This window comes from Streptomyces sp. NPDC002057, assembly GCF_040296665.1.
Classification (GTDB): domain Bacteria; phylum Actinomycetota; class Actinomycetes; order Streptomycetales; family Streptomycetaceae; genus Streptomyces.
The window spans coordinates 86,292-112,736 of sequence record NZ_JBEOXR010000018.1 but is presented as its reverse complement, the minus strand read 5'-3'; the positions used below and the strand labels follow the sequence as shown (position 1 = coordinate 112,736).

Below are 26,445 nucleotides of genomic sequence, written 5' to 3'. Positions count from 1 at the left end.
AGAGTAAAAATGCCACGTATATCAATATCTGCCCCGCATGCTTTGCTGCATGGACGACATGCCGACCGGGGGAGGCCACTCGGGCGACGCCGGACGGTCACCGCCGCTCCGTACCCTGGCCGCGCTGCTCGAAGGAGAGTCCGGTGGCGGTCCCTCAGGACGTACTCTCGCCCATCCCTCTGGAGTGACCGTTCAATGACCAGGCTTTCCGTCGTCGTCCCCTGCTTCAACGAGGAGGACGTCGTCGAACGCTTCGACGCGCGGATGCGCCAGGTGCTCGACACGCTCCCCGTCGGCTACGAGATCTGCTACGTCGACGACGGCAGCTCCGACGGAACGCTGGACAAGCTCCGCCAGATCGCCGCCCGGCACCCGCACCGGACCCAGTACGCCTCCTTCAGCCGCAACTTCGGCAAGGAGGCCGCCATGCTGGCCGGGCTCCGCAAGTCCACCGGCGACGCCGTGGTCATCATGGACGCCGACCTCCAGCACCCGCCCGAACTCCTCGCGCGCATGCTGGACCTGCACCACCAGGGCCACGACCAGGTGATGGCACGGCGGACCCGCGAAGGCGACAAGAAGCTCCGCTCCGCGCTCAGCCGGATGTACTACCGGGCCGTCAACCGCTGGGTCGACGTGGAACTCACCGACGGCGTCGGCGACTTCCGTCTGCTCTCCCGCCCCGCCGTCGACGCCCTGCTCTCGCTGCCCGAGTACAACCGCTTCTCCAAGGGGCTCTTCTCCTGGATCGGCTTCGACACCGTCACCTTCGACTATCAGAACGCCGCACGCGAGGGCGGTGAGACGAAGTGGCGGTTCAGCTCCCTGGTCAACTACGGCATGGACGGGCTGATCTCCTTCAACAACCGTCCGCTGCGCATCGCGCTCTGGCTCGGGATGATGCTGAGCGGCCTCGCCGCCCTCTACGCGGTGTGGGTGACCGTCGCCGCCCTCTCCCAGGGCGTCACGGCCCCCGGCTACGTCACCCTGGTCGCGATCATCGTGGGCCTCGGCGGCGTGCAGATGGTGATGCTGGGGCTGATCGGCGAGTACATCGGCCGCATCTACTACGAGACCAAGCGCCGGCCGCACTTCCTCGTCAAGGAGACCCACCGCTCCTTCGGCCGAGGGGCCGCCGAACGCGCCGCCGCCGAACGGATCCGCGTCGTGGCCGGCGAGGCCGTCGCCACCGAGGTCGTGGCCACCGAGGGGGAGCGCTGATGGGCACCGACCCGGGCAGGCCGGCCCGCGCGGGGCGCGGACGCCTCGCCGAGATATTCCGCTTCGCGCTCGTCGGCGGGGTCAACACCGGCACCTTCTTCGGGTGTTACCTGCTGTTCCACCCGTGGATGCCGTACTTCGCCGCGTACTCCCTCGCCTTCCTCCTCAGCATGATCGGCTCCTTCTTCCTCAACACCTACTTCACCTACCGCACCCGGCCGACCTGGAAGAAGTTCGCCCTCTTCCCCCTCACCAACGTCACCAACTACCTGGTGCAGAGCGTCGGTCTGTACGCGCTCGTCACCTGGGCCGGAATGGACGACAGAATCGCGCCACTCGTCGCCGCCGTCGTCGCCATCCCGTTCACCTACCTGATCTCGCAGCGGATCCTGGTGCCCCGGGGCGCCGGACACGGCCCCGAGGACTCCGGTCCAGGGACCGGAACGGACGAGCGGCAGCCCTCCCGCCTCGCGTAGATTGCCCTGGCGGCCGCAGCGTGAGCACGCGGCGCGAAGGACAGCCGAGTGAGGACGACGCAGGTGGCGGCAGACGTGACGACGCAGGTGACGGGACAGACGGACGCGACGAGGCAGTACGTGACGGAGGCCCGCAGGATCGTCGTCAAGGTCGGCTCCTCCTCGCTCACCACCGCCTCCGGAGGGCTCGACGCCGACCGCGTCGACGCCCTCGTCGACGTGCTCGCCAAGGTCCGCAGCGGAGGCGAGAAGGAGATCGTCCTCGTCTCCTCCGGCGCCATCGCCGCCGGTCTCGCACCGCTCGGCCTCACCCGCCGCCCCAAGGACCTCGCCCGCCAGCAGGCCGCCGCCAGCGTCGGCCAGGGGCTCCTCGTCGCCCGCTACACCGCCTCCTTCGCCCGCTACGGCGTCCGCGTCGGCCAGGTCCTCCTCACCACCGACGACACCAGCAGGCGCGCCCACTACCGCAACGCCTACCGGACCCTCGACCAGCTGCTCGCCATGGGCGCGCTGCCGGTCGTCAACGAGAACGACACCGTCGCCACGGACGAGATCCGCTTCGGCGACAACGACCGGCTCGCCGCCCTCGTCGCCCATCTCGTCCGAGCCGACCTGCTCGTCCTGCTCTCGGACGTCGACGGCCTCTACGACGGCGACCCGGCCAAGCCCGGAACGTCGAGGATCGCGCAGGTCAGCGGCCCGGCCGACATCGCCCATGTGGAGATCGGCTCGGCCGGCAAGGCCGGCGTCGGCACCGGCGGCATGGTCACCAAGGTCGAGGCCGCCCGGATTGCCGCCGCCGCCGGCACCCCCGTGGTCCTCACCTCCGCGAGCCGCGCCGCCGACGCCCTGGCCGGCCGGGACACCGGCACGTACTTCCACCGCACCGGCCGCCGCTCCGCCGACCGCCTCCTCTGGCTCGCCCACGCCTCCACCCCGCAGGGCTCCCTGACCCTGGACGACGGAGCCGTACGCGCTGTCGTCGAGGGCAAGAAGTCCCTGCTCGCGGCCGGTGTCGCGGGAGTCGAGGGCGACTTCGTGGCCGGCGACCCCGTCGAACTGCGCGACACCGCGGGCCGGGCCGTCGCCCGCGGCCTCGTCAACTTCGACGCCAAGGAGCTGCCCCGGATGCTCGGGCGCTCCACCCACGAGCTCGCCAAGGCCCTCGGTCCCGAGTACGAGCGCGAGGTCGTCCACCGCGACGGCCTGGTCGTCCTCGGCTGACCCTCACGCCCCTCCCGAAACGGCTGAAAGTGCGGCCATCCGGAAGGGACGTTTACCAAAACCGCCCCAAGTACGCCCTCGGGCTGGTCAACTTTGTCTCGGGGGTAAGAGAGCAGGGGCGGGGTACAGCACCACACGCATCACACAGGAGGCCGCCGGTGAGACGAGCGCGCCCAGGGGCCACGCCCCGAGGGACTGCCGAACGCGCCCTGACCAGTGTCGAGGCCGGAGCCGACTTCGACGAGGCACGGGACAGGTCCACGGACAGGAAGACCGAGACCACCGAGACACATGAGGTTCGCGAGGCACGTGAAGCTCGCGAGACACGCGAGGCACGCGCCAAGGAACAGCCCGTGTCCAAGCTCTGGCACATCACCCTCAGCGTGTCGGGTGTGGAGTCGCCGCTGAAGGAGGTGCGACGCGGGCTGGAACAACTGGCCCACGACCACCCCTTCCTGCTGACCAGCCGGTACGCCAACGACCACGCCGAGATCCGGTACTGGGAGGAGGCCCGCGACCTGCACGACGCCGCGGCCGTCGCCCTGCGCCTGTGGGGCGAGCACCGGCAGACCGCCAAGCTGCCGCCGTGGGAGATCGTCGGCCTCGAGGTCATCGACCGCGAGACCTACCACCAGCGGATCGCGGAGGGCTACGGCCCGCCACCGGCCGCCCCGGTCGGCGTCCACCCGTACTGACGGACGCGCCGCGTCCCGCGAGGGAGGGGCCGCCTCCGGGTCCTCCGGCGGCGGGAGCTCCTCGCGGCGCGGCGGCGCGGCGGCGGGGCCTGGCCGCGTACGCCGACCTTCGGTCATGTCCCGCGGCGGGGCCGGGTCTCGCGAGCGCCGGGGTACGTCTCGGAGTGCGGGATACGTGAGGGATGTCCGCAGGGGTGCCAGTACCCTGCGGGCATGACCTCGCTCACGCCCCTCGACAACCTGTCCCCGGTCACCCGGGCCGCCTACCGGGCCCGTGGCGCCGCCGCCGAAATCGCGCCACTCCCGCGCGCGGCCAAGGACGACGCCCTGCTGGCGATCGCGGACGCCCTCGAAGTCCGTACCGCCGAGATCGTCGAGGCGAACGCCGAGGACATCGCCAAGGCCCGCGCCGCCGGGACCAGCGAGGCGATCATCGACCGGCTCACCCTCACCCCCGAGCGCGTCCGGGCCATCGCCGCCGACGTCCGTGACGTCGTCGCACTGCCCGACCCCGTCGGCGAGGTCGTCCGCGGCTCGACCCTCCCCAACGGCATCGACCTGCGCCAGGTCCGCGTGCCGCTCGGCGTCGTCGGCATCATCTACGAGGCCCGGCCCAACGTCACCGTCGACGCCGCCGCCCTCTGCCTGAAGTCCGGCAACGCCGTCCTGCTCCGCGGCTCCTCCTCCGCGTACGCCTCCAACACCGCCCTGGTGACCGTCCTGCGCGACGCCGTCGGCGGCGCGGGACTGCCCGCCGACGCCATCCAGCTCGTCCCCGGCGAGTCCCGCGAGTCGGTCCGCGAGCTGATGCGGGCCCGCGGCCTCGTCGACGTCCTCATCCCGCGCGGCGGCGCCTCCCTGATCCGGACGGTCGTCGAGGAGTCCACCGTCCCGGTCATCGAGACCGGCACCGGAAACTGCCACGTCTACGTCGACGCCCAGACCGACCTCGACATGGCCGTCGACATCCTGATCAACTCCAAGGCCCACCGGGTCAGCGTCTGCAACGCGGCCGAGACCCTCCTCGTCCACCAGGACGTCGCCGCGGCCTTCCTGCCCAGGGCCCTCGACGCCCTCGCGGAGGCCGGAGTCACCGTCCACGCCGACGAGCGGGTCCTCGCCCTCGCCGAGGGCTCCAAGGCCACCGTCGTCCCCGCCACGCCGGAGGACTGGGAGACCGAGTACCTCTCGTACGACATCGCCGCCGCCGTCGTCGACTCCCTCGACAAGGCCGTCGAGCACATCCGCACGTGGTCCTCCGGCCACACCGAGGCCATCGTCACCACCTCGCAGGCCGCGGCGCGCCGCTTCACCCAGCTGGTCGACTCCACCACGGTCGCCGTGAACGCCTCCACCCGGTTCACGGACGGCGGACAGTTCGGCTTCGGCGCGGAGATCGGCATCTCCACCCAGAAGCTGCACGCCAGGGGCCCGATGGGCCTTCCCGAGCTGACGTCGACCAAGTACATCGTCACCGGCGACGGTCACGTCCGGTAATCCCTCCTTTCGGTACGGGCCGGGAGGGTTCGCACTCTCCCTGCCCAAAACCACCTTCCGGGGCTACTCTGAATCCGTGCCGGACGACGTGGGGGGCACGCCGTTCCAGGACGGCGGGGACCCTGAGGACTCTGTCGACCGCGGAGGCGCCGACGAGGTCTACGCCGACGTGGTGTTCGACGAGGACTTCGTGCGGGCCGCGACGGTCCACGAACCGACCGCGGTCGAGCGACTCCTCGCCGCTGCCCAGGCCCGTGCCGAGGCCGAGGCCGCCCGCGCCCGCGCGGGTGGGGGACCGGGCGACGACGACTTCTACGAGGAGTGCCACGACTCCTCCGCCCTCACCTACGAGCCGGACGACATCGGCGACGACGCCAGCCCCTACGGCCGTCACGGCGGCGCCCTGCGCCCCTACCGGGGCAGCGCCCGCTGGCACCGCCCGACCGCCTGGCTCCTCGCCCTCGTCATGGGGGTCGGCATGGTCGCCCTGGCGTTCAGCGCCGTCTACCGGGGCGCGGCGGCCAACCGCCAGGACCAGATGCCGCCGCCGGCCACGACCGGTGTCGACACGCCCAACCCGAACCCGGGACCGCCCGCCGCCCACGCCCCCGCGGCACGCTCCGCGTCCCCGAAGTAACGCTCGGCGTCCCCCTGGCGGCCGAACCGCCCGGCTCCTCCGAGCCTCCCGCACACCCTGACGGCGCAATTCTTCCGAACTGTCGGACGGCTCGGCGTTTACCGAAGCCCCGGCGGACCTACCCTGAAGGTATGGCAGGGCGTGGCGACCCGCCTGAGGGGACGCCCGAGGGGTTCCCCGGCGGTGGTGAGGACGAGTACCGATCCGTCGTCTTCGACGAGGCGTTCGTCCGCGCTGCCCACCTCCAGGAGTTCTCGGCCCGGGAACGGATGGGCGAGCACGCCCAGGCCGTCCGCAGTCTCGGCTCTCCCCGGGAGGGCCGGAGCGGTTCCCGTCAGGCCGTCCTGCTGGTCCTGCTGATCCTCCTGGCCTTCGGCACCGCCATCTACCTGGGGGTGCGCAATCCGTACCAGCCGCCCGCCGACCAGCGGGCCGAGCCCTTGCGGACCACCGTGGTCCCCCTCGCCCCGCAGGGCACCGTGCCGGGCGGGGTGCCCGACCGGCTCTTCGACCACAGCCCCGTCGCCGAGTACCGCACCGGCGCCGCCGGCATCAACCTCCCCGTCACCGGACGCACCACCCACTTCGCCGAGAGCCAGGTCGTCACCGCCCTCAGCATCGCCAAGGAGTACCTGGTGGCCTCCTCCCTGGAGCCCGGCGTGGTGGCCGGGGCGACCGTGCGTCCCCCGCGCCTGCTGCTCGACCCCGACCAGCTGGAACAGTTCGACCGGAGCGTCGAGACACCCGCCGACGACGGCCGGCACGCCCTCGCCGCCTGGCTCGTCCGCTTCGACCCCCGGAAGGTCGCCCTCGCGGACCCCGCCGTGCGCGTCCAGGGCACCCTCCGCTTCGAGGAGACCAGCTCCGACACCCTGGACGTCACCGCGGACCACACGTACACCTACGCGCTCCGCCCGGCCGGCCAGGGCGGTGGGCCGGTCGCCGCGGCGTCCCTCTTCACCGTCCACCGCGAGGTGCACTTCCGCTTCGACCGCGAGGACCTGCGCATGCACCGGACCGAGCTGGTCACCAGCACCGTCGAGGCGGGCCCGCAGGCGTGCGGCGCGGACACCACCGGCTCCCTGAAACCGCTCCTGGCGGGAGCGCGGGCCCCCGAGGCCGGCGGACCGGTGGTCACCGACCCGTACGCCACGGGCCGGCCCGCCGCCCCCTCGCTGTGCGGAGCGCTCGCGCCGAGCGCCCAGCCCTCGCTCCCGTCCTGACGCTCCAGGCCTTGTCCGGGCACTCCTGACGCTCAGGCCTTGGCCGGATGACGCTCAGGCCTTGCCCGGGTGACGCTCAGGCCTTGGCCGGGCCGTCCTCGGAGCCGCTGTCCCCGGCGCCCTTGTCGTCCTCGGCGGTGCCGCCACCGTCCGACTTGCCCGGGCCGCCGGCGAACCGGTTGCGCAGCCGCCCGCCCAGGTCGCCCGCCAGGTCACCGGCGCCCCCGGCTATGTCGCCGACCAGCTTCATCAGCGGATCCTTGCTGGTCCGCACCGTGTCGGCGTAGTGCCCGGCCGACTCGCGGAAGGAGTCCGTGACCGAGGTGTCCTTGTCCTCCGACCGCTTCGGGTAGTGACCGTCCATGATCCGCTGGTAGTCGCGGGTCTCCGACCACTTCTTCAGCTCCGCCGCCCGCACGGTGGTGAAGGGGTGCGTGCGCGGCAGCACGTTGAGGATCTTGAGGACCGAGTCCCGCAGGTCCCCGGCCTTCTCGTACTCGTCGGCCTGGGCCAGGAACGCGTCCACGTTCATCTCGTGGAGGTGGTTGCCGCCGGCGATCTTCATCAGACCGCGCATCGAGGCCTGCACGTCCTGGCCGACGAGCAGCCCGGCCCGGTCGGCCGAGAGCTCCGACTTGCGGAACCACTCGCGCAGCGCCGTCACGATGGCCATGATCGCGACGTTGCCCAGCGGGATCCAGGCGATCTTGAGCGCCAGGCTCGTCAGGAAGAGCAGCACCGTGCGGTACACGGAGTGTCCGGAGAGGGCGTGGCCGACCTCGTGGCCGACGACCGCCCGCATCTCCTCCTCGTCGAGGAGCTCCACCAGGCCGGTGGTGACGACGATGATCGGCTCGTCCAGGCCGATGCACATCGCGTTGGGCTTGGGGTCCTGCGTCACGTACATCGGCGGGACCTTCTCCAGGTCCAGGATGTAACAGGCGTCCCGCAGCATGTCGTTGAGATGGCTGAACTGCGCGTCGCTCACCCGGACGGAGTCCGAGAGGAAGAGGAGTCGCAGGCTGCGCTCGGGCAGCAGCCCGCTGAGCGCCTTGAAGACCGTGTCGAAGCCGCTGAGCTTGCGCAGCGCCACCAGCGCCGAGCGGTCGGCCGGATGCTCATAGGCCCGCGAGGAGATGCCGGGGAACCGCTTCCGCTGCCTGCTCGGCACGTTCCCCTGGTCGTTCTCGGTCATGGATGCCCCCTGTTCGTACGAGTCGGTGCTCGTCCCCCTGACGGGACCCAGCCTAGGCGGTGGAGCTACCGTGTGCCGGGGCCTGTGGATAACTCGGGCACCAACGACCACGGAGGAGCACGACCGACATGCCGGACACCGTCGACACCGCTGCCGCCCTGCTCGCGGCCGCCGCACAGGAGGGGCCGGGGGACACGCTTCGCATCGTGCTGCTCGCCTCGATGGTGGGCGGCGCCCTGCTGGCCTGGTTCCTCCTGCGGGGCTACCGCAGCGATGACACCGTGGACTCCGACGCCCCGGACGGCGCCGGCGGAGGCCGGGACGTGGCCGGCGGAGCCCCGGACGGCGCCGGCGGAGCCCCCGACGTGACCGATCGAGCCCCGGACACGGTCAAGGACCGTGACGCCAACGCCTGAGTCGGCGTGAGCCCGTCCGGACCGCCCGCATACGATGTGCGCGAAGTCTCCGCTCCCATCCCCGATCGATAGGTCTGTCGAAGATGAGCCTCCACAGCACCGCCGCCAACCTGGTCTCTCTCGCCGAGGGCGCCGAGCACGGCGGCAACCACGAAAGCCTCAGCCCCTACCTCACCGGTCTGGGTGCCTTCGGTGCCCTGATGCTCCTGCTGTGGATCACCACTCGCTTCAACCGCGACCGCTGAACCGGCGACCCTGATCAGGCGTCCGCTGCCGTGCCAGTAGGCTCTGCACGCATGGGAGAGCAGGAAGTGCCTACTGGCGGGCGCGGGAAGCGCCGAGTCGGCGTGATGGGCGGGACCTTCGACCCGATCCACCACGGACACCTGGTGGCGGCGAGCGAGGTGGCCGCCCTGTTCCACCTGGACGAGGTGGTGTTCGTGCCGACAGGGCAGCCGTGGCAGAAGAGCCACAAGGCCGTCTCGGCCGCCGAGGACCGCTACCTGATGACGGTCATCGCGACGGCGTCCAACCCACAATTCTCGGTCAGCCGGATCGACATCGACCGCGGTGGCGCGACCTACACCATCGACACCCTGCGGGACCTGCGCTCTCTCAACAGCGACGCGGACCTCTTCTTCATCACCGGGGCCGACGCGCTGTCGCAGATCCTCACCTGGCGCGACGCCGAGGAGCTGTTCTCGCTCGCGCACTTCATCGGCGTCACCCGGCCGGGCCACGACCTCACCGACGACGGACTGCCCAAGGGCGGCGTCTCGCTGGTGGAGGTGCCCGCGCTCGCCATCTCCTCCACCGACTGCCGGGCGAGGGTCGCGCAGGGCGATCCCGTCTGGTACCTGGTCCCGGACGGCGTGGTGCGCTACATCGACAAGCGCCAGTTGTACCGCGGCGAGTGAGCTTCGGGGAGGGGCACCGGTGAACGATCAGCAGCATCCGTACGACCCGTACTATCCGCAGCCGCAGATCATCGGCTACGACGAGTACGGGCAGCCGGTGTACCAGCAGCCACAGGCGCCCCAGGGTGCCACCGGGCAGCACTACGACCCGTACGGCGGCCAGGAGCAGGCCCAGCAGGCCCAGCAGCCGCAACAGGCGTACGGCTACGACCCCTACGCCCAGCAGCAGTACCAGGAACCACAGCAGCAGCCCCAACAGCCGCAGCAGCACCAGGGGCAGCAGTACGACCCGTACGGACAGCAGGGCTACACCTACCCGTCCTACGACACGGGACAGCAGTGGGCCACCCAGGCGGAGCCCGCACCCGCCCCCGTACAGGCCCAGGCACCCGTGCAGGCCCCGCCGGCCGCGTCCGTCGCGGCCCCGGCCGGTGTCCCCGGGCAGCGCCCGGCCTCCGAGCGGCCCGCCCCCGCCCGCCAGGAAGCCGCCGCCGACGACGACCGCGAGTACCGCACCGAGCAGTTCTCGTTCATCGAGGAGCCCGACGAGGACTCCGAGGACGTCATCGACTGGCTGAAGTTCACCGAGAGCCGCTCGGAGCGGCGCGAGGAGGCCCGGCGCCGAGGGAAGAACCGGGTCATCGCGCTCGTCGTCGCGCTGGTCCTCGCGGTCGCCGGCGGCGTCGGCTACCTCTGGACGGCGGGCATGCTCCCCGGGTCGTCCGAGGGGGAGCAGAAGCAGAACACCGCGACCGGTCCGCAGAAGCGCGACACGATCGTCCTCCACCTCCACGACACCACGGGCGGCGGGACCTCCACCGCGCTGCTCGTGAACAACGCCACCACCAACCAGGGCACCACGATCCTGCTCCCCAACTCCCTCGTCGTCGCCGACTCCGAGGGCGCCCCGACCACCCTCGGCAAGTCGGTCGAGGACGACGGTTCCAGCGGGACCCGGGAGGCGATCGGCAACCTCCTCGGCGCCCCGATCACCGGCACCTGGCGCCTGGACACGCCGTACCTGGAGAACCTCGTCGAGCTCGTCAGCGGCATCGAGACGGACACCGACACGGACGTGCCCGCCCCGAAGAAGGGCGCCGAGCCGCTCGTGCGCAAGGGCGAGAAGCAGAGCCTGAACGGCCGGGCCGCCGTCGCCTACGCGACCTACCGCGCGCCCGGCGAGGCCGACACCAAGCAGCTCCAGCGTTTCGGCCAGGTCGTCCACGGGGTGCTCCGCAAGATCTCGGACAATCCCGAGTCCGCCACGGTGACCATCGAGAGCCTCACCCAGATCTTCGATCCGTCGCTCTCCGAGAAGGACCTCGCGGCCTCCCTCGCCAAACTCGCCGAGCACGCCAAGATCGGCGACCACAAGACGGCCCTGCTGCCGGTGGCACAGGACGGCACGCTGGCCGACGGCGCGAGCGACAGTGTGGTGAAGGACATCCTGGGCGGCAAGGTCACCGCCCCCGAGGCGGGCGATGTGACCCGCGTCTCGTTGCGGGACGCCTCCGGCAAGGACGCGACCGAGGCAGCCCGGATCGTCCTGATCAACGGCGGCTACGCCTTCGTGGGCGGAACCAAGGCGGACACCCAGGAGAAGTCGCAGGTCCTCTACGGTGACGACGCCCAGAAGGCGACGGCGGCCGAGGTCGCCGAGACGCTGGGGCTGCCGGCCGGGTCGGTCGCCAGGGGCAAGCCCTCCGGAACGACCGCGGTCACCGTGGTCCTGGGCCAGGACTACAAGGTTCCGGGGGCCCGGTAACGGCGCTCCGGAAAACGTTGGCGGGGCCGTCGGCGGTCCGTGAGACCCTGGAGGGGTACTGGACCGCCGACGAAAGCCTGCATGTGACCGCCACGGATCGCTCCATCGAACTCGTCAACGCCGCCGCTCAGGCGGCCGCAGACCGGCTCGCGCACGACATCATCGCGTACGACGTCAGTGATGTGCTGTCGATCACCGACGCCTTCCTGCTCGCCTCCGCGCCCAACGACCGTCAGGTCAAGTCGATCGTCGACGAGATCGAGGAGCGCCTGAACAAGGACCTCGGCGCCAAGCCGGTCCGCCGCGAGGGCGACCGCGACGCCCGCTGGATCCTCCTGGACTACGTCGACATCGTCGTCCACGTCCAGCACAGCGAGGAGCGGGTCTTCTACGCCCTGGAGCGGCTGTGGAAGGACTGCCCCGAGCTGCCGCTGCCCGAGGACGCGACGAAGACCCGCGGCAAGGGCGCCGAGCACGCCGCCCTGACCGGTGTCGACCTCTCCGAGCACGCCGCCGGGCTGCCGGACGAGGTGGACGGTGAGCTGAGCTGAACACCACCAAGGGCGGCACTGGCCGCCGTATCGTCCTCTGGCGCCACGGCCAGACCTCCTGGAACCTGGAGCGCCGCTTCCAGGGCTCGACCGACATCGAGCTGACGGAGGCCGGCGTCGCCCAGGCGCGCCGGGCCGCCCGGCTGCTCGCCGCGCTGAAGCCGGACGCCATCGTCGCCTCCGACCTGAAGCGCGCGGCGGCCACCGCGGCCGAGCTGGCCGTGCTCACCGGCCACACCGTCGCCCACGACTCCGCGCTGCGCGAGACGTACGCGGGGGAGTGGCAGGGGCTGACCCACGACGAGATCGTGGCGCGGTACGGCGAGCAGTACGCCGCGTGGAAGCGTGGCGAGCCCGTGCGCCGGGGCGGCGGCGAGCTGGAGACCGAGGTGGCCGACCGGGCCGCCCCGGTGGTCCTGGAGCACGCCGACAAGCTCCCCGAGAACGGCACGCTCGTCGTGGTGAGCCACGGCGGCACGATCCGCACCACCATCGGCCGGCTCCTCGGCCTGGAATCCCAGCACTGGGAGAGCCTGGGCGGCCTCACGAACTGCTGCTGGTCGGTCCTCGGCGAGGGTGCCCGCGGCTGGCGTCTGATGGAGCACAACGCGGGCACGCTGCCCGAGCCGGTCCTCGGCGACGACGACTGAGCCCCCGACCTGCCTGCCGGCGCCGGATTTCACTTTCCGGCAGGTCACAGGCTAAAGTTCTTCTTGTTCGCAGCGCGGAGCGCGAAGAACACGAGGGGCTATAGCTCAGTTGGTAGAGCGCCTGCATGGCATGCAGGAGGTCAGGAGTTCAATTCTCCTTAGCTCCACAATCACCGGATCCCGTCCCCAGCAGGGGGCGGGATTCGTCGTTCCGTCACCTCGCGCAGGGACGCGAGCCCGTGGCGGCTCTCCTCGTCGTTCGGCGTGTACGTCACGATCCGGCACTCCGGCATCCCGTTCACGGAGAGCGAGACCGAGGTCAACCGGACCTCGCCCACCCGCTCGTGGCGGAAGACCTTCACCCGCGTCCCCGGAGGGACGACGTCGCCGCTGCGCCACAGCCGCGCGAACTCCGGGCTGGCCTCCGCGAGGAGCCGTACGTACTCCTCCCACGCGGGCTCGCCCACATGGCGGCCGTACGCGCCCCTCAGCTGGGCCACCATCAGCGGCAGCTCCCGCTTCCGGTCGACCACCGGGCAGGTGGGTCCGGGCACGCTGAAGAGCGCCCACAGCACGTTGCGTATGCCGAACGGGCCGGTGTCCAGGCCCTGTCCGTCCTGGAAGAAGAGCCGCTCGTACATGGCGTTCGTCGCGAGCACGTCGTACCGCGCGTTGTAGAGCACCGCCGGGTGCGGGTCGAGGGCGTCGAGGATGCCCTGGATCTCCGGGCTGACCACCTCGACGTCCGAGGGCGATCTGTCCGGCGCGAACGGCACCTCGGCCAGGTGGTAGAGGTGCTCGCGCTCGGGACGGTCGAGCCGGAGCGTGCGGGCGACCGCGTCGAGCACCTGCGCGGACGCGTTGATCGGACGTCCCTGTTCCAGCCAGGTGTACCAGGTGACGCCGACGCCGGAGAGCTGGGCGACCTCCTCGCGGCGCAGCCCCGGCGTGCGGCGGCGGAGCCCCGGCGGCATCCCCACGTCCTCCGGGGTCACCCTGGCCCGGCGGCCGCGCAGGAACGCGGCCAGTTCCGGCCGTCGGCGTCGCTGTGTAGGAATTGCTGCCACGATCGTCACACCCCCATGGTCGAGTCCCCGTGCCGCTGCTGCCAGGTGGTGTCAGTACCCGTATCAGCGGGCTCTCGTTACCCGTATCCGATCGAGGTCACGCTCGACGCATGACCTCGACCGCAAGACGTCCCGTACTCAGTAAAGACGGTGGCACCGACAATCGCCCCGGACCCCTGCTCGGCGTGGTCCTCGCCGCCCAGTTCATGGCGCTCCTCGACGTCTTCATCGTCAACGTCGCCGCCCCCACCATCCGCGCCGAACTCTCCGCGTCCGGGGCCGCGCTCCAGCTGGTCGTCGCCGGATACACCATCGCCTACGCGGTGTTGCTGATCACCGGCGCCCGTCTCGGCGACCTCTTCGGACACCGCCGGATGTACCTCGGCGGCCTCGCCCTCTTCACCGCCGCCTCACTGGCCTGCGGACTCGCGGCCGACACAGGCCAGTTGATCGCCTTCCGGCTCGTCCAGGGCACGGGCGCCGCCCTGATGATCCCCCAGGTGCTCAGCCTCATCCAGCGCAACTTCACCGGCGAACACCGGGTCCGGGCCCTCAGCGCCTACTCCGCCGTCCTGGCCACCGGCGCCGCCGCGGGACAGGTCGTCGGCGGCGTCCTGGTCAGCGCCGACCTCTTCGGCACCGGCTGGCGGCCCGTCTTCCTCGTCAACGTCCCGATCGGCGTCGCGCTGCTGGTCCTCGGCGCCCGGGTGCTGCCCCGCGACACCCCGGCCGGACCCACGCGGGCGCGTGCCCTCGACCTGCCGGGCCTCGTCCTCCTCGCGGCCGCCGTGTCCCTCCTGACCGTCCCCCTGGTCCTCGGCCAGGAGCAGGACTGGCCGCTCTGGTCCTGGCTCTCGCTCGGCGGCTCCCTGGTGCTGCTCGCCCTCTTCGGCGCGTACGAGGCGGGGCTCGCCCGGCGCGGCGGCGCGCCGCTCATCGCCCCGCGCGTCCTGCGCCTCCCCGGCATGGGCCGGGCCGTCCTGTGGATCACCCTGGCGATGGGCGTCAACGCCGGCTTCCTGTTCACCCTCACCCTGCATCTGCAGGGCGGGCTCGGACAGAGCGCGCTGCGCGCCGGACTCACCTTCGGACCCGCCGCCGTCGTCTTCGGCACCGTCGGACTGACCTGGCGGCGGTGGCCCGCCGGGCTGCGCCGGATGCTGATCCCGGGCGGGTTCCTGCTCGCCGCCGCGGGCGCCCTCTCCGTCGGCGGGCTGCTCGCGGACGGCGGCACGGGCGGCTGGGGGCTCTTCCCGGCGCTGGGGGCGCTCGGGGCGGGCATCTCGCTGGCCTTCAGCCCGGCCCTGACGGGCGCGCTGGCCTCCGTACGGCCCGAGGACGCGGCCGACGCGAGCGGGCTGCTCGCGACCGTCACCCAGCTCGGTCAGCTGATCGGGGTCGCCGCCTTCGGCACCGTCTTCCTCGGCGCGGCGGCGGGACCCGGAGCGCGGGACTCCGCCGACGCGCTGTGGGCGACCACCCTGGCCCTGGCCGTCACCGCGGTCGTCGGCGCCGCCGTCGGGCCGCCGCGCCGAGCACGCTGACCCTCTTGCGAGGCCATGGCAGAATCGGACGGCCGGAGGGGGACGAGGATCCGGACGGGAGGGTGGCCCAAGTGCTCGGCGACAACGGCGGGGTGTCCTATGGGTGCACGGCCTGCGGCCACAGCTGGAGCTGACTGATGGGTGCACACAGGCGGAAGTGCGACTGGTGCGGCAGCGGCACGCCCATCGTGCGCGACATGGAACCCGTCAATCCGGGGTTCCAGTACTGGTGCGAGGAGTGCGCGCGGGCGCTGATCATAAAAGGCGACCCCATCGAGACGTACCGCGAACTCGAGGGGGAGCCGATCTACGGCCGGCTCCTCGACGAGCACTGCACCCTCAAACGGTTCTACTCCTTCGCCACGGCCTGACGCCGCAGCGTCAGCGCGTACCCCACGAACAGCGCCGTCGTCGTCAGCGGATAGATGGCGGACAGCACCATCTGAGCGGCGTTCTGGTCCAGTTCGGGCCGGCCCGGGTCGTGCGGAACCCACCACAGCGCGAACGAGGCGAAGGCCAGGGCCACCGCCGCCGTCACCGGCCACGGGCGCGTGGCGCGGTCCGCGAGCAGGATCAGCAGCGGCACGCACCAGACCCAGTGGTGGGACCAGGAGATCGGGCTGATCATCAGCGCCGTGAACGCGCAGACGATCACCGCCACCGCCTTGTCGTCGCGCAGCGCGGCCCGGACCGCCAGCACCATCGCCGCGCCGCCCAGGACGGCCGCGGTCACCGCCCACCACATGCCCGGGTCGTCGGTGTGCATCAGCCGGGCCAGGACCCCGCGGATCGACTGGTTGGCGGTCTCCTCGGCGAAGCCGACCCGACCGGTCTCGAACAGCGTCTCCGTCCAGAACTTCTTCGAGTCCGCCGGCAGCGCGAGCGCCACGGCCAGCGTCGTCGCCAGGAACACCCCGGTCGCCGTGGCCGCGGTGCGCAGCCAGGTGTTCCAGGTGCGGTCCCGACGCCACAGCAGCACGCCCGCGACGAGCAGCAGGACCACGAAGAGCCCCGGTGTGAGTTTCACCGCGGTCGCGAGGCCGATCCCCAGGCCGGCCCAGCGGCTGCCCCGGCGTCGGGTGAGATCCCAGAGCACCGCCACCGCTATGAGCAGGTTGATCTGGCCGTACCGCAGGGTCGTCCACACCGGCTCGCACCAGACCACGATCGCGGCGACCCACAGCGTCGTGCGCCACAGGTCGGTGCGGGACAGCGTCGGCCGCACCAGCTGGAGCGACAGCTGGACCAGGGCGACCACCAGGAGCAGGTTCCCGGCGGTCGTGAGCGTCCGCATCAGCGGCACGCCCACGAGGGTCAGGGGGACGAACAGCAGGGCCGCGAAGGGCGGGTAGGTCATGCCGAGGTTCGCCGAGGTGGCGCGCATCGCGTACAGGTCACCGCCCGCCCGTACCGTCTCGCCCTCGGCCCGGTAGACCATCACGTCGAGCATGTTCACGTGGGCGAGGCGTTGCGCCACCCAGAAGGCCGCGAACGAGAGCAGACAGACCGCCGCGGCGGTGGCCAGGGGCCACGGCCGGGCGCGGGTTTTGGAGAGCACGGAGACGGACACAGTCGGCGACCCTACCCGGCAGGTCAGAGGGGCCAGGAGAATCGATTTGGAGATCTGCCGGGGAGCCGGTTAATGTTCTGTCTGTCGCCGCGAGGGAAACCGAGACGGAGACGGAAACAAGCAAGGGGCTATAGCTCAGTTGGTAGAGCGCCTGCATGGCATGCAGGAGGTCAGGAGTTCAATTCTCCTTAGCTCCACAGAAAAGAAGCGGGTCACCCGGATCGGGTGGCCCGCTTCTTCGTGTCCGGCTCCACCGTTTCCCGGGGTCGGCCCCCACGGCGTCTTCGGGCCGGCTCCGCCGTGTGCCGCACCGTGGAACGCCGGTGCGGCCCGCTCGGGCCCTGCGGTACCCTGGCGCCATGCGTGCCGTACGCCTTCTGCTTACCGAGCCGCGCTGATCAGTCCCGACGGATGACAGACATCTGTCGGAGTCGGCGCGGCGTCCCCTCCTGTGCGAGGGGATTTTTCATTTCACGGCAGTCCGTGGCAGTGGGCAGAGACGATCGATGGAGCTTCAAGGACCATGACCGAGATCAATACGGCCGCCGAGACGGCGGCCCCGCATCGCTACACGGCGGCCATGGCCGCCGACATCGAGGCACGCTGGCAGGACTTCTGGGACGCCGAGGGCACGTACGAGGCCCCGAACCCCACCGGTGACCTGGCGGGCGACCCCGCGGTCGCCGCCCGGCCCAAGAAGTTCATCATGGACATGTTCCCGTACCCCTCGGGTGCGGGCCTGCACGTCGGCCACCCGCTCGGCTACATCGCCACGGACGTCTTCGCCCGCCACGCGCGCATGACCGGCCACAACGTGCTGCACACCCTGGGCTTCGACGCCTTCGGCCTGCCGGCCGAGCAGTACGCCGTGCAGACGGGCACCCACCCGCGGGTGTCCACCGAGGCCAACATGGAGAACATGAAGGTCCAGCTGCGCCGGCTGGGCCTGGGCCACGACAAGCGCCGGTCGTTCGCCACGATCGACCCGGAGTACTACAAGTGGACCCAGTGGATCTTCCTGCAGATCTTCAACTCCTGGTACGACGGAGAGGCCGCCAAGGCCCGTCCGATCGCCGAGCTGATCGAGCAGTTCGAGAACGGCACGCGTGAGATCCCGGGCCACGCGCGCGCGTGGAGCGAGCTGACCGCCGCCGAGCGCTCCGACGTCCTGGGCGAGTACCGCCTGGCGTACGCCTCCGACGCGCCCGTCAACTGGTGCCCCGGCCTGGGCACGGTCCTGGCCAACGAGGAGGTCACCGCCGACGGCCGTTCCGAGCGCGGCAACTTCCCCGTCTTCAAGTCCAAGCTGCGCCAGTGGAACATGCGGATCACCGCCTACGCGGACCGCCTGCTCGACGACCTGGACGCGCTGGACTGGCCCGAGGCCATCAAGCTGCAGCAGCGGAACTGGATCGGCCGCTCCGAGGGCGCCCGCGTCGACTTCCAGGTCGGCGACACCGGTGCGATCACCGTCTTCACCACCCGCCAGGACACCCTGTTCGGCGCCACCTACATGGTCCTGGCGCCCGAGCACGACCTGGTCGAGAAGATCGTCCCGGCCGTCTGGCCCGAGGGCACCCACTCCGTGTGGACCGGCGGACACGCCACCCCGTCCGAGGCCGTCGACGCCTACCGCAAGCAGGCCGCCGCCAAGTCCGACGTCGAGCGGCAGGCCGACGCCAAGGAGAAGACCGGCGTCTTCACCGGCGCGTACGCGACCAACCCGGTCAGCGGCGAGCAGGTCCCGGTCTTCATCGCCGACTACGTCCTGATGGGCTACGGCACCGGCGCCATCATGGCCGTCCCGGCGCACGACAGCCGCGACTTCGCCTTCGCCCGCGCCTTCGAACTGCCGATGCGCTGCGTCGTGCAGCCGAGCGACGACCGCGGCACCGACCCGTCGACCTGGGACGAGGCCTTCTCCTCGTACGAGGCCGAGCTGGTCAACTCCTCCAACGAGGACGTGGCGCTCGACGGCCTGGGCGTCATCGACGCCAAGGAGCGGATCACCGCCTGGCTGACCGACCGCGGCATCGGCGAGGGCACCGTCAACTTCCGGCTGCGCGACTGGCTGTTCAGCCGCCAGCGCTACTGGGGCGAGCCCTTCCCGATCGTCTACGACGAGGACGGCGTCGCCCACTCGCTGCCCGAGTCGATGCTGCCGCTGGAGCTGCCGGAGGTCGAGGACTACTCGCCGCGCACCTTCGACCCGGACGACGCGGACACCCAGCCGGAGACGCCGCTGTCCCGCAACGAGGACTGGGTCCACGTCACCCTGGACCTCGGTGACGGCGCGGGTCCGCGCCCGTACCGCCGCGAGACCAACACCATGCCCAACTGGGCCGGTTCCTGCTGGTACGAGCTGCGCTACCTGGACCCGCGCAACTCCGAGCAGCTGGTCGACCCGGCTGTCGAGCAGTACTGGATGGGCCCCCGCGAGGGCATGCCGACCGGCGGTGTCGACCTGTACGTCGGCGGCGCCGAGCACGCCGTGCTGCACCTGCTGTACGCGCGGTTCTGGTCCAAGATGCTGTTCGACCTGGGCCACATCTCCTCGGCCGAGCCGTTCCACAAGCTGTACAACCAGGGCATGATCCAGGCCTTCGTCTACCGGGACGCGCGCGGGATCGCCGTGCCGGCGGCCGAGGTCGAGGAGCGGGACGGCGGCTTCTGGTACCAGGGCGAGAAGGTCACCCGCGTCCTGGGCAAGATGGGCAAGTCCCTGAAGAACGCCGTGACGCCCGACGAGATCTGCTCCGAGTACGGCGCGGACACCCTGCGCCTGTACGAGATGGCGATGGGCCCGCTGGACGTGTCGCGCCCCTGGGACACGCGCGCGGTGGTCGGCCAGTACCGGCTGCTGCAGCGGCTGTGGCGCAACATCGTCGACGAGTCGACCGGTGAGGTCACCGTCGTCGACACCGCGCCCGACGAGGACTCGCTGCGCGCCCTGCACAAGGCGATCGACGGCGTCGGCCAGGACATGGTCGCGATGCGCTTCAACACCGCCATCGCCAAGATCACCGAGCTGAACAACCACCTGACCAAGTCCGGCGGCGCGCTCTCCCGGCCGGTCGCCGAGCAGCTGGTGCTGCTGGCAGCCCCGCTGGCCCCGCACATCGCCGAGGAGCTGTGGCGCAAGCTGGGCCACACCGAATCGGTCGTCCACCAGGGCTTCCCGGTCGCCGACCCGGCGTACGTCGTCGACGAGACCGTGACCTGCGTCGTGCAGATCAAGGGCAAGGTCAAGGCCCGCCTGGAGGTCGCGCCGTCGATCACGGACGCGGAGCTGGAGACGCTGGCGCTGGCCGACGCGCACGTCGTCGCGGCGCTGGGCGGCGCGGAGATCCGCAAGGTGATCGTGCGGGCGCCGAAGCTGGTCAACATCGTCGCGGGCTGACGAGACGGCCGACGGCGACCCGCTGAGGGCGACGCCTGAGGCTGTCGTCCGAGGGCGGTGGTCCGAGGGCTGTCGTCCGACGGCATAGGGGTTTCCCCTACGGGCAGGTTGGGGGTTCCGATGGAACCCTCGGCCTGCCCGTTCCGTTTACGGTGGAGGGACCACACCCGTGGTGACCCACAGACGCCGGAGGGGCGCACATGGAAGAAGCCATCATCACGATCATGGCGCTGCTCTTCTTGTCCTTCGTGGCGCTGGGCGTCTTCGTCACCGTGAAGGCGGTCAAGGCCACCAAGCGCGGCGTCGACCGCACCCTGGGCCAGGCCCGGCGCACGGTCGAGGACACCACGCTGCGGGCCAAGAGCTTCGGTCAGACCGGAGTCCAGGGCGAGCTCGCCCGGCTCCGGCTCTCGCTGCGCACCTCCATGCGGGCCACGCAGGAGGCGCTGCAGGCCGGGGTGGGAGAGGACGCCTCCCTGAAGGAGTCGCTCGACCTGTTCCACCGGCTCAGCGCGCACGGGATCGAACTGGACGGGGACCTCAAGCGCCTTGAGCGGGAGCCCGACAAGACGTGGGTGTCCGGGCAGCTCCCCGAACTCGCCGCGCGGACCGAGCGGATCACGAGCTCGGCCGACGCGCTGCGCCGCGCCGCCCGGGACCGCGCCCTGAAGTTCGCCGAGGACGACCTGTCGACGCTCAGCGAGCAGATCGACGTCGAAGCGGGTGCGCTGCGGCACTGGACCACGGGTCCCGAGACCACGCACGGCACGGCACCGGGAGCGACCTCCGGGAACACGGTGCCGAGGGCCGCACCGGGTCACGAGGGCCCGGGCGCCGCGTCCGGGCACACGGGTCCGGAGGCCGGTGGCGAGCAGCCCGCGATCACGGCGCCCGATCCCCGACTGACCGCCTACCCCTGGGAGAAGTCGGCCCGGCCGGAGACCACCACCTGACGGAACGGGTGCTCGGTCGTGTCCGGGGTGGGGCCGGACTGCCGCGCGGCGGCCCCGGCGGGTAACCTCCCGCTCATGTCCCGGCATGTCGCGATCGTCACCGATTCCACGGCCTACCTGCCACGCCAGACGAGGGAGCGGCACGCCATCATCACGGTCCCGTTGACCGTGGTCATCGGCGACCGCGCCCTTGAGGAGGGCACCGAGGTATCGGCCAAGGCCCTCGTCGAGGCCCTGCAGAAGAAGCGGCCCGTCACCACCTCGCGGCCGAGCCCCGAGATCTTCGCCGAGGCCTACCGCGAGGCCGCCGAGGCGGGTGCGAAGGGCATCGTCTCGCTCCACCTCTCCGCCGAGGTCTCCGGAACCTACGACGCGGCCGTGCTCGCCGCGAAGGACGCACCCGTGCCCGTACGGGTGGTGGACACCCGCATGATGGGCATGGCACTGGGCTTCTGCGTCCTGGCGGCCGCGCAGGTCGCGGAGGCGGGCGGTTCGCTCGACGAGGCGGTCGCGGCGGCCGAGAAGCGCGCCGAGGGGACCTCCGCCTACTTCTACGTCGACACCCTGGACCACCTGCGTCGCGGCGGGCGCATCGGGACGGCTCAGGCGCTGCTCGGCTCCGCGCTCGCGGTGAAGCCGCTCCTCGAACTCGAAGGCGGACGGATCGAGCTGAGGGAGAAGGTGCGGACGGCCTCGAAGGCCATCGCACGGCTCGAGGAGATCGCCGTGGAACGCGCCGGCGCCGGCCCCGTCGACATCGCCGTCCACCACCTCTCCGCGCCCGAGCGCGCGGCCGCCCTCGCGGACCGGCTCGGGGAGCGGCTACCGGGCATGGGAGAACTCCACGTCAGCGAGGTGGGGGCGGTCATCGGCGCCCACACGGGACCCGGACTGCTCGCGGTCGTCGTCTCGCCGCGCTGATCCGCTCCCCGAGCCTTGTCCCTCGGGAGGGTGACGGAGTTGTCCACAGTGGGGGCTCCGTCCACGGAACGCGGATGAGCCCCGCACGGGGCGGTGGTGGTTCCTACCGTCACCTGCATGACTCCTCGTACACGCATCGCATCGACCACCCCCGGCGTCCTCGGCTCGGCGGGTTCTCCCACCAGCGGTCCCGGCAGGGCGCCCGGGTCCGACGGGCGCGGCCGTTCCGGAGGGCGTGGCGCGCCTCCTGGGCGCGCCGGGAGGCGGACCCGGGTCAGGCGGCCCGCCACGGTTCCCGAGGCCGTCGTACGGCGGCGGGGGGACGCGCTGTTCCCGGCGGCGTCGCCGGTGGAGGCGGTCGGCGAGGCCGAGGCCCCGGGGGTGGTGAGTGCGCCCGAGGCGCTGGAGCGTGGGTCACCGCCCGGCCCGTGGTCGCGGCTGAGGGAGGCGCTGCGGGAGCGGACCCCGGTGTGGGTGCAGACGCGGTGCGGGCTCGAACCGAGGGCGCTGGCCGCGCTGACGGTGGTCCTGATCGTGGCAGCGGGTCTCGCGGGCGGGTACTTCTGGACGGGGCGGCCGGAGCCGGTGCGTGCTCCCGAGCTCGTCCGCTCCGCCCCCGTCGCGGCGGCACCCGCCCCACCCACCGGTCCGGGGCCGGGGGCGCGGCCGGGTTCCCAGCCGGTGCCGGCGGCCGTCGGGGCGCGGGTGATCGTCGACGTCGGCGGCAAGGTGCGCAGGCCCGGGGTGCTGACCCTGCCCGCGGGCTCACGGGTGGCGGACGCCCTGCGGGCCGCGGGCGGGGCGAAGCCCGGCGCCGACCTCACCGGACTCAACCGGGCACGTGTGCTGTTCGACGGCGAGCAGGTTCTCGTCGGTCTGCCCGGGGCGCCGGCCGGCGGCGCCCCCGGTGGCTCCGGCTCCGGTCCCGCTCCGGGAAGCGGGGCGGGTGGCGGGCCGGCGGTGCCGTTGAGCCTCAACACGGCCACGGTGGAGCAGCTCGACACCCTCCCGGGCGTCGGCCCGGTCCTTGCCCGGCACATCGTCGACCATCGCGTGGAGCACGGCGGCTTCCGGTCGGTCGGGGAGCTGCGCGAGGTCAACGGCATCGGTGAGCGGCGGTTCGCCGACCTCGAACCCCTGGTCCGGCCATGAGCCGCGTCGAGGCGACGGCGGGGGAGCGGGGGCTCCGTGACTCCTCGCCCGCGCCCTCGGACGAATCCTCGGGCGAGTCCTCCTGGAAGGAGGCGCCCGCCGATCTCCGGCTCGTGCCGCTCGCGGTGGCGGCCTGGGCGGCGGCGGCCTGCGCGGTGGGTGTCGCCGGGTGGTGGACGGTGGCGGGTGTCGCGGTCTGTCTGGCGGGAGCCGGCGTCCTGATGACACCGCTCCCGCGCCGGTGGTTCGGCGGCACGAGCGGTGGTGGCGGTCACGGTGGCGGCGGGGAGCGGGGGCCCACGCCCGGGTGGCGGTTGCGGGCGACCGCGTGGGTCGGGGTCCTGCTGTGTGCCGCGGCTGGGGCCACCTCGGCGGGGCTGCACGCGGCGGACCTGCGGCGCGGACCCGTACCGGCTCTGGCGCGGGAGTACGCGCGGGCGCAGCTGGAGGTGACGGTGACCTCCGATCCCGAACTCACCCGGCCCCGGGTGCGGGGGAGCGCGACGGCGCCGGTCTCCGTCCTCCTGGACGGCGAGGTGACCCGGGCCGAGCGATCGGACGGCACGGTCCACCGGACCAGGGCGCCGGTGCTGCTGATCGTGCCGCCGGGCGAGGGGAGGGAGGAATGGCTGCGGCTCCTGCCCTCCACCCGGCTGCGGGTCGGCGCCCGCCTCGCGCCGCCCTCGCGGTCCGGAGACCCCTTCGCGGCGGTGCTCAAGGTCGACGGGGCCGGACCGCCCCGTGTGATCGGCGCACCGAGCACGCCGCAACGGGCGGCGGGGGAGCTGCGCGCCGGACTGCGACGGGCGACCGAGGGGCTCGATCCGGACGCGCGGGCCCTGCTGCCCGGCCTGGTCGTCGGGGACACCTCCCGGATCGGGCCCGAGCTGCGGGCCGCCTTCGAGGCCACGGATCTCACGCATGTGCTCGCCGTCAGCGGAAGCAATCTGTCGATCGTCCTGTTGCTGCTCGTCGGGCGTCCGGGGCGGGCGCACCAGGTGGAGCGGGGCGGGCTCGCCCCCCGGCTCGGCCTGTCCCTGCGGGTCACCGCGGTGGCCGGAGGCGCGCTGACGCTCGCCTTCGTGGTGGTCTGCCGGCCGGATCCGAGCGTGCTGCGCGCCGCGGCCTGCGGTCTCGTCGTGCTGATCGCGATCGGCACCGGACGGCGGAGATCGCTGATCCCCGCGCTGGCCGCCGCCGTCCTCGTCCTGGTGCTCTACGACCCCTGGCTCGCGCGCAGTTACGGGTTCCTGCTCTCGGTCCTGGCCACCGGAGCGCTCCTGACGATCGCTCCGCGGTGGAGCGAGGCCCTGCGGCGGCGCGGTGTGCCCGACCGGCTCGCGGAGGCGCTGGCCGCGTCACTCGCGGCGCAGGCGGTGTGCGCTCCCGTCGTGGTGGTCTTCGCCGCCCGGGTCAGTCTGGTCGCGATCCCGGCGAACCTGTTCGCCGAGCTCGCGGTGGCGCCCGCGACGGTGTTCGGCTTCGCCACGCTCGCCCTGGCGCCGGTGTGGACCACGGGCGCGGAGGGCCTGGCGTGGGTGGCGGGGTGGCCCGCCGGGTGGATCGCCCGGGTGGCCCGCACGGGCGCTGCCCTGCCGGGGGCGGAACTGTCCTGGCCCGGCGGATGGTGGGGCGGCCTCGCCCTCGCGCTGCTCACGGCCGCCGTGGTGCTCGGGGTGCGCCGGCTGCCGTACCGGGGGACGGTCGGTGTGCTCGTCGCCGCCCTGCTGCTCCTGGTGGTGGTGCGGCCGGCCCCGCTGGCCCGGTGGGCCACCGGATGGCCGCCGCCGGGCTGGGTGTTCGCGATGTGCGAGGTGGGGCAGGGGGACGCGACGGTCCTCGCCGTGGGCGGCGACGCGGCCGTCGTGGTGGACGCCGGCCCCGACCCCGTGCCGGTGGATCGCTGTCTGCGTGAACTCGGGGTGCGCCGGGTGCCGTTGCTGGTGCTGACCCACTTCCACGCGGACCATGTGGCCGGGTTGCCGGGGGTGCTGCGGGGGCGCTCGGTGGCGGCGATCCAGACGACGGGGCTCGAAGAGCCGCCCGCGCAGGCCGCGTTCGTGCGGCGGACTGCGGCGGCCGCGCGGGTGCCGCTGATCCGTGCCGGGCCCGGGGAGCGGAGGAGGATCGGGCAGCTGGACTGGCGGGTGCTCTGGCCGACGGTGGGAGCCGGTGAGTCCTCCGCCGGGCCGAACGACGCCAGTGTCACGCTCCTCGTCCGGGCCGCAGGAGGGCTGACCCTGCTGCTGCTCGGTGATCTGGAACCGCCGGCGCAGCGGGCGTTGTTGCGGGCCCATCCCGCTCTCGCGCCGGTGGACGTGCTCAAGGTGGCCCACCACGGTTCCGCCCACCAGGACCCGGGGCTGATACGGGCCGTACGGCCGAGGCTCGCGCTGGTGTCGACGGGGCGGGACAACCCGTACGGGCATCCCTCGCCCCGGACGGTGGAGGCGTTGCGGGGCGGTGGGGCGAGGGTGCTGCGGACCGATCGGGACGGGGCGATCGCGGTGGTGGGGGCGGGGCCCGGACTCGTGGCGGTGCCGAGGGGAGGGTGAGGCGGTCGGCGGCTGTGCCGAGGGGAGGGTGAGGGGCGCGGGGCCGTGGTGAGGGGAGGGGGACGGGGCTCGTGGCCGGGTCGAGGGGGAGCGGCGGGGGGTGTGGTCGTGGCGACGGGAGGAGGTCCGGAGGGGCGGCCCGCCGGTGTAAAGAAATGCTTGTAAAGAAGTCTTTCTAAAGCTATCTTTCCATCATGCCGGAGACCAGTGACCCACGGCCCGAGGGCGAGCAGCCCCGCAGTATTCGACTCACCGACCCCCGCGCCCTGCGGGCCTACGCCCACCCCCTGCGGATGACCCTCGTGGGACTCCTGCGCGGCAGCGGACCCTTCACCGCCACGCGGGCCGCGGAGCTGACCGGGGAGTCCGTCGCCAGTTGCTCCTACCACCTGCGGATACTCGCCAAGTACGGCCTCGTGGAGGAGGCGCCGGGCGGCCGGGGGCGGGAGAAGCCCTGGCGGGCCACGGCGCGCTACACCGAGTGGCCGGAGTACAGCGAGGACGCGGCGGTCTCGCAGGCCGCCGACGCGCTGAGCGCCGCGATCGCCGAGCGGTACTTCGAGCGGGTCACCGCCGCCATGGAGAACCGTCACCGGCTGCCGAAGGAGTGGCGGGAGGCCGAGCAGTTCGGCGACTCCCTGCTCCACCTCACCCCCGAGGAGCTGACCTCCCTCGGCGAACGGATCAACTCCCTGCTCATGCCCTACGAGGCGCGCGCGTCCGACCCGTCCCTCCGGCCGGAGGGCGCCCGGCCCGTCATCGTCCTGCGGATCGCCTACCTGGACCAGGAATCCCCCGAGAACGAGAAGGAGTGAG

At 72.2% G+C, this 26,445-nt stretch carries 24 protein-coding genes and 2 tRNA genes; 23 read left to right on the top strand and 3 right to left on the bottom strand.

Features of this window, described 5'->3' with window-relative positions; all coding sequences use genetic code 11:
- Nucleotides 1-195: 195 nt before the first annotated feature.
- From ABT129_RS16975 to ABT129_RS16945, 7 genes are all read left to right on the top strand, one after another.
- The gene (locus tag ABT129_RS16975; RefSeq protein ID WP_351901561.1) at nt 196-1,221 is read left to right on the top strand and encodes a glycosyltransferase family 2 protein; all 1,026 of its coding nucleotides are present in this window, start codon (nt 196-198) and stop codon (nt 1,219-1,221) included.
- Nucleotides 1,221-1,697 (top strand): GtrA family protein, encoded by a 477-nt coding sequence (locus tag ABT129_RS16970; RefSeq protein WP_351901559.1) that lies wholly within the window; start codon nt 1,221-1,223, stop codon nt 1,695-1,697. The genes ABT129_RS16975 and ABT129_RS16970 overlap by 1 nt, the downstream gene beginning before the upstream one ends.
- Nucleotides 1,698-1,817: 120 nt before the next feature.
- Complete coding sequence (gene proB, locus ABT129_RS16965) at nt 1,818-2,921, top strand: glutamate 5-kinase (protein ID WP_351901583.1); 1,104 nt, start codon at nt 1,818-1,820, stop codon at nt 2,919-2,921.
- A gap of 158 nt (nt 2,922-3,079) precedes the next feature.
- Nucleotides 3,080-3,616: a DUF8830 family protein gene (locus tag ABT129_RS16960; protein ID WP_351901557.1), complete on the top strand. Its 537-nt coding sequence runs from the start codon at nt 3,080-3,082 to the stop codon at nt 3,614-3,616.
- Nucleotides 3,617-3,829: 213 nt separating this feature from the next.
- Complete coding sequence (locus ABT129_RS16955) at nt 3,830-5,113, top strand: glutamate-5-semialdehyde dehydrogenase (RefSeq protein WP_351901555.1); 1,284 nt, start codon at nt 3,830-3,832, stop codon at nt 5,111-5,113.
- Between the two features lie 76 nt (nt 5,114-5,189).
- Nucleotides 5,190-5,750 carry an SCO2584 family spore wall biosynthesis protein gene (locus ABT129_RS16950; RefSeq protein WP_351901553.1) on the top strand — a complete coding sequence of 187 codons (561 nt, stop codon included), beginning with the start codon at nt 5,190-5,192 and terminating at the stop codon, nt 5,748-5,750.
- A 131-nt stretch (nt 5,751-5,881) separates the two neighbouring features.
- The gene (locus tag ABT129_RS16945; protein WP_351901551.1) at nt 5,882-6,973 is read left to right on the top strand and encodes an SCO2583 family membrane protein; all 1,092 of its coding nucleotides are present in this window, start codon (nt 5,882-5,884) and stop codon (nt 6,971-6,973) included.
- Between the two features lie 76 nt (nt 6,974-7,049).
- On the opposite strand, the gene ABT129_RS16940 is transcribed toward ABT129_RS16945, so the two are convergent.
- Complete coding sequence (locus ABT129_RS16940) at nt 7,050-8,168, bottom strand: M48 family metallopeptidase (protein WP_351901550.1); 1,119 nt, start codon at nt 8,166-8,168, stop codon at nt 7,050-7,052.
- Nucleotides 8,169-8,296: 128 nt separating this feature from the next.
- Between ABT129_RS16940 and ABT129_RS16935 the strand changes: the two genes are divergently transcribed.
- The 7 genes from ABT129_RS16935 to ABT129_RS16905 all read left to right on the top strand — a co-directional run bounded on the left by ABT129_RS16935 (nt 8,297) and on the right by ABT129_RS16905 (nt 12,634).
- The gene (locus ABT129_RS16935; protein WP_351901585.1) at nt 8,297-8,584 is read left to right on the top strand and encodes a hypothetical protein; all 288 of its coding nucleotides are present in this window, start codon (nt 8,297-8,299) and stop codon (nt 8,582-8,584) included.
- Nucleotides 8,585-8,667: 83 nt separating this feature from the next.
- The gene (locus ABT129_RS16930; RefSeq protein ID WP_351901548.1) at nt 8,668-8,829 is read left to right on the top strand and encodes a hypothetical protein; all 162 of its coding nucleotides are present in this window, start codon (nt 8,668-8,670) and stop codon (nt 8,827-8,829) included.
- Nucleotides 8,830-8,880: 51 nt separating this feature from the next.
- Nucleotides 8,881-9,501 carry a nicotinate-nucleotide adenylyltransferase gene (nadD, locus tag ABT129_RS16925; protein ID WP_351901546.1) on the top strand — a complete coding sequence of 207 codons (621 nt, stop codon included), beginning with the start codon at nt 8,881-8,883 and terminating at the stop codon, nt 9,499-9,501.
- Between the two features lie 19 nt (nt 9,502-9,520).
- On the top strand, nt 9,521-11,266 hold the full coding sequence (locus ABT129_RS16920; RefSeq protein WP_351901544.1) for an LCP family protein: 1,746 nt from the start codon (nt 9,521-9,523) through the stop codon (nt 11,264-11,266).
- Nucleotides 11,267-11,349: 83 nt separating this feature from the next.
- Nucleotides 11,350-11,817, top strand: coding sequence for a ribosome silencing factor (gene rsfS, locus ABT129_RS16915; protein WP_351901542.1), 468 nt, complete (start codon nt 11,350-11,352; stop codon nt 11,815-11,817).
- A complete protein-coding gene (locus ABT129_RS16910) occupies nt 11,814-12,467 on the top strand; it encodes a histidine phosphatase family protein (protein WP_351901581.1) in 654 nt (217 codons plus the stop codon). The genes rsfS and ABT129_RS16910 overlap by 4 nt, the downstream gene beginning before the upstream one ends.
- Before the next feature lie 94 nt (nt 12,468-12,561).
- Nucleotides 12,562-12,634, top strand: a tRNA-Ala gene (locus ABT129_RS16905).
- Nucleotides 12,635-12,637: 3 nt separating this feature from the next.
- On the opposite strand, the gene ABT129_RS16900 is transcribed toward ABT129_RS16905, so the two are convergent.
- Entirely contained in the window at nt 12,638-13,543 is a 906-nt protein-coding gene (locus tag ABT129_RS16900; RefSeq protein WP_351901540.1) for a helix-turn-helix transcriptional regulator, read from the bottom strand.
- Nucleotides 13,544-13,644: 101 nt separating this feature from the next.
- On the opposite strand from ABT129_RS16900, the gene ABT129_RS16895 reads away from it, so the two are divergent.
- Nucleotides 13,645-15,078: an MFS transporter gene (locus ABT129_RS16895; protein WP_351901538.1), complete on the top strand. Its 1,434-nt coding sequence runs from the start codon at nt 13,645-13,647 to the stop codon at nt 15,076-15,078.
- Between the two features lie 137 nt (nt 15,079-15,215).
- Entirely contained in the window at nt 15,216-15,449 is a 234-nt protein-coding gene (locus tag ABT129_RS16890) for a hypothetical protein (RefSeq protein ID WP_056559019.1), read from the top strand.
- On the opposite strand, the gene ABT129_RS16885 is transcribed toward ABT129_RS16890, so the two are convergent.
- Nucleotides 15,428-16,648, bottom strand: coding sequence for a glycosyltransferase 87 family protein (locus ABT129_RS16885; protein WP_351901536.1), 1,221 nt, complete (start codon nt 16,646-16,648; stop codon nt 15,428-15,430). The genes ABT129_RS16890 and ABT129_RS16885 overlap by 22 nt on opposite strands.
- Nucleotides 16,649-16,772: 124 nt before the next feature.
- Between ABT129_RS16885 and ABT129_RS16880 the strand changes: the two genes are divergently transcribed.
- The 7 genes from ABT129_RS16880 (at nt 16,773) to ABT129_RS16850 (ending at nt 26,444) form a co-directional block, all read left to right on the top strand.
- Nucleotides 16,773-16,845: transfer RNA gene (locus ABT129_RS16880), tRNA-Ala, on the top strand.
- A 326-nt stretch (nt 16,846-17,171) separates the two neighbouring features.
- Nucleotides 17,172-20,048, top strand: coding sequence for a leucine--tRNA ligase (gene leuS, locus ABT129_RS16875; protein ID WP_351901534.1), 2,877 nt, complete (start codon nt 17,172-17,174; stop codon nt 20,046-20,048).
- Nucleotides 20,049-20,248: 200 nt separating this feature from the next.
- Nucleotides 20,249-21,001 (top strand): hypothetical protein, encoded by a 753-nt coding sequence (locus tag ABT129_RS16870; protein WP_351901532.1) that lies wholly within the window; start codon nt 20,249-20,251, stop codon nt 20,999-21,001.
- A 75-nt stretch (nt 21,002-21,076) separates the two neighbouring features.
- Nucleotides 21,077-21,922, top strand: a complete 846-nt coding sequence (locus ABT129_RS16865) for a DegV family protein (RefSeq protein ID WP_351901531.1) — start codon at nt 21,077-21,079, stop codon at nt 21,920-21,922.
- A 117-nt stretch (nt 21,923-22,039) separates the two neighbouring features.
- Nucleotides 22,040-23,074, top strand: coding sequence for a ComEA family DNA-binding protein (locus ABT129_RS16860; protein ID WP_351901529.1), 1,035 nt, complete (start codon nt 22,040-22,042; stop codon nt 23,072-23,074).
- A complete protein-coding gene (locus tag ABT129_RS16855; RefSeq protein WP_351901527.1) occupies nt 23,071-25,629 on the top strand; it encodes a ComEC/Rec2 family competence protein in 2,559 nt (852 codons plus the stop codon). Before ABT129_RS16860 ends, ABT129_RS16855 begins: the two co-directional genes overlap by 4 nt.
- Before the next feature lie 194 nt (nt 25,630-25,823).
- Nucleotides 25,824-26,444, top strand: a complete 621-nt coding sequence (locus tag ABT129_RS16850; RefSeq protein WP_351901525.1) for a winged helix-turn-helix domain-containing protein — start codon at nt 25,824-25,826, stop codon at nt 26,442-26,444.
- The last annotated feature ends 1 nt before the right edge of the window (nt 26,445 follow it).

What these genes read in the sequence shown, in the direction of transcription:
- ABT129_RS16975 (WP_351901561.1), top strand. Translation starts at nt 196, where the DNA reads ATGACCAGGCTTTCCGTCGTCGTCCCCTGCTTCAACGAGGAGGACGTC.
- ABT129_RS16970 (WP_351901559.1), top strand. Translation starts at nt 1,221, where the DNA reads ATGGGCACCGACCCGGGCAGGCCGGCCCGCGCGGGGCGCGGACGCCTC.
- ABT129_RS16955 (WP_351901555.1), top strand. Translation starts at nt 3,830, where the DNA reads ATGACCTCGCTCACGCCCCTCGACAACCTGTCCCCGGTCACCCGGGCC.
- ABT129_RS16945 (WP_351901551.1), top strand. Translation starts at nt 5,882, where the DNA reads ATGGCAGGGCGTGGCGACCCGCCTGAGGGGACGCCCGAGGGGTTCCCC.
- ABT129_RS16940 (WP_351901550.1), bottom strand. Translation starts at nt 8,168, where the DNA reads ATGACCGAGAACGACCAGGGGAACGTGCCGAGCAGGCAGCGGAAGCGG.
- ABT129_RS16935 (WP_351901585.1), top strand. Translation starts at nt 8,297, where the DNA reads ATGCCGGACACCGTCGACACCGCTGCCGCCCTGCTCGCGGCCGCCGCA.
- ABT129_RS16930 (WP_351901548.1), top strand. Translation starts at nt 8,668, where the DNA reads ATGAGCCTCCACAGCACCGCCGCCAACCTGGTCTCTCTCGCCGAGGGC.
- nadD (WP_351901546.1), top strand. Translation starts at nt 8,881, where the DNA reads ATGGGAGAGCAGGAAGTGCCTACTGGCGGGCGCGGGAAGCGCCGAGTC.
- ABT129_RS16895 (WP_351901538.1), top strand. Translation starts at nt 13,645, where the DNA reads ATGACCTCGACCGCAAGACGTCCCGTACTCAGTAAAGACGGTGGCACC.
- ABT129_RS16890 (WP_056559019.1), top strand. Translation starts at nt 15,216, where the DNA reads ATGGGTGCACACAGGCGGAAGTGCGACTGGTGCGGCAGCGGCACGCCC.
- leuS (WP_351901534.1), top strand. Translation starts at nt 17,172, where the DNA reads ATGACCGAGATCAATACGGCCGCCGAGACGGCGGCCCCGCATCGCTAC.
- ABT129_RS16870 (WP_351901532.1), top strand. Translation starts at nt 20,249, where the DNA reads ATGGAAGAAGCCATCATCACGATCATGGCGCTGCTCTTCTTGTCCTTC.
- ABT129_RS16865 (WP_351901531.1), top strand. Translation starts at nt 21,077, where the DNA reads ATGTCCCGGCATGTCGCGATCGTCACCGATTCCACGGCCTACCTGCCA.
- ABT129_RS16860 (WP_351901529.1), top strand. Translation starts at nt 22,040, where the DNA reads ATGACTCCTCGTACACGCATCGCATCGACCACCCCCGGCGTCCTCGGC.
- ABT129_RS16855 (WP_351901527.1), top strand. Translation starts at nt 23,071, where the DNA reads ATGAGCCGCGTCGAGGCGACGGCGGGGGAGCGGGGGCTCCGTGACTCC.
- ABT129_RS16850 (WP_351901525.1), top strand. Translation starts at nt 25,824, where the DNA reads ATGCCGGAGACCAGTGACCCACGGCCCGAGGGCGAGCAGCCCCGCAGT.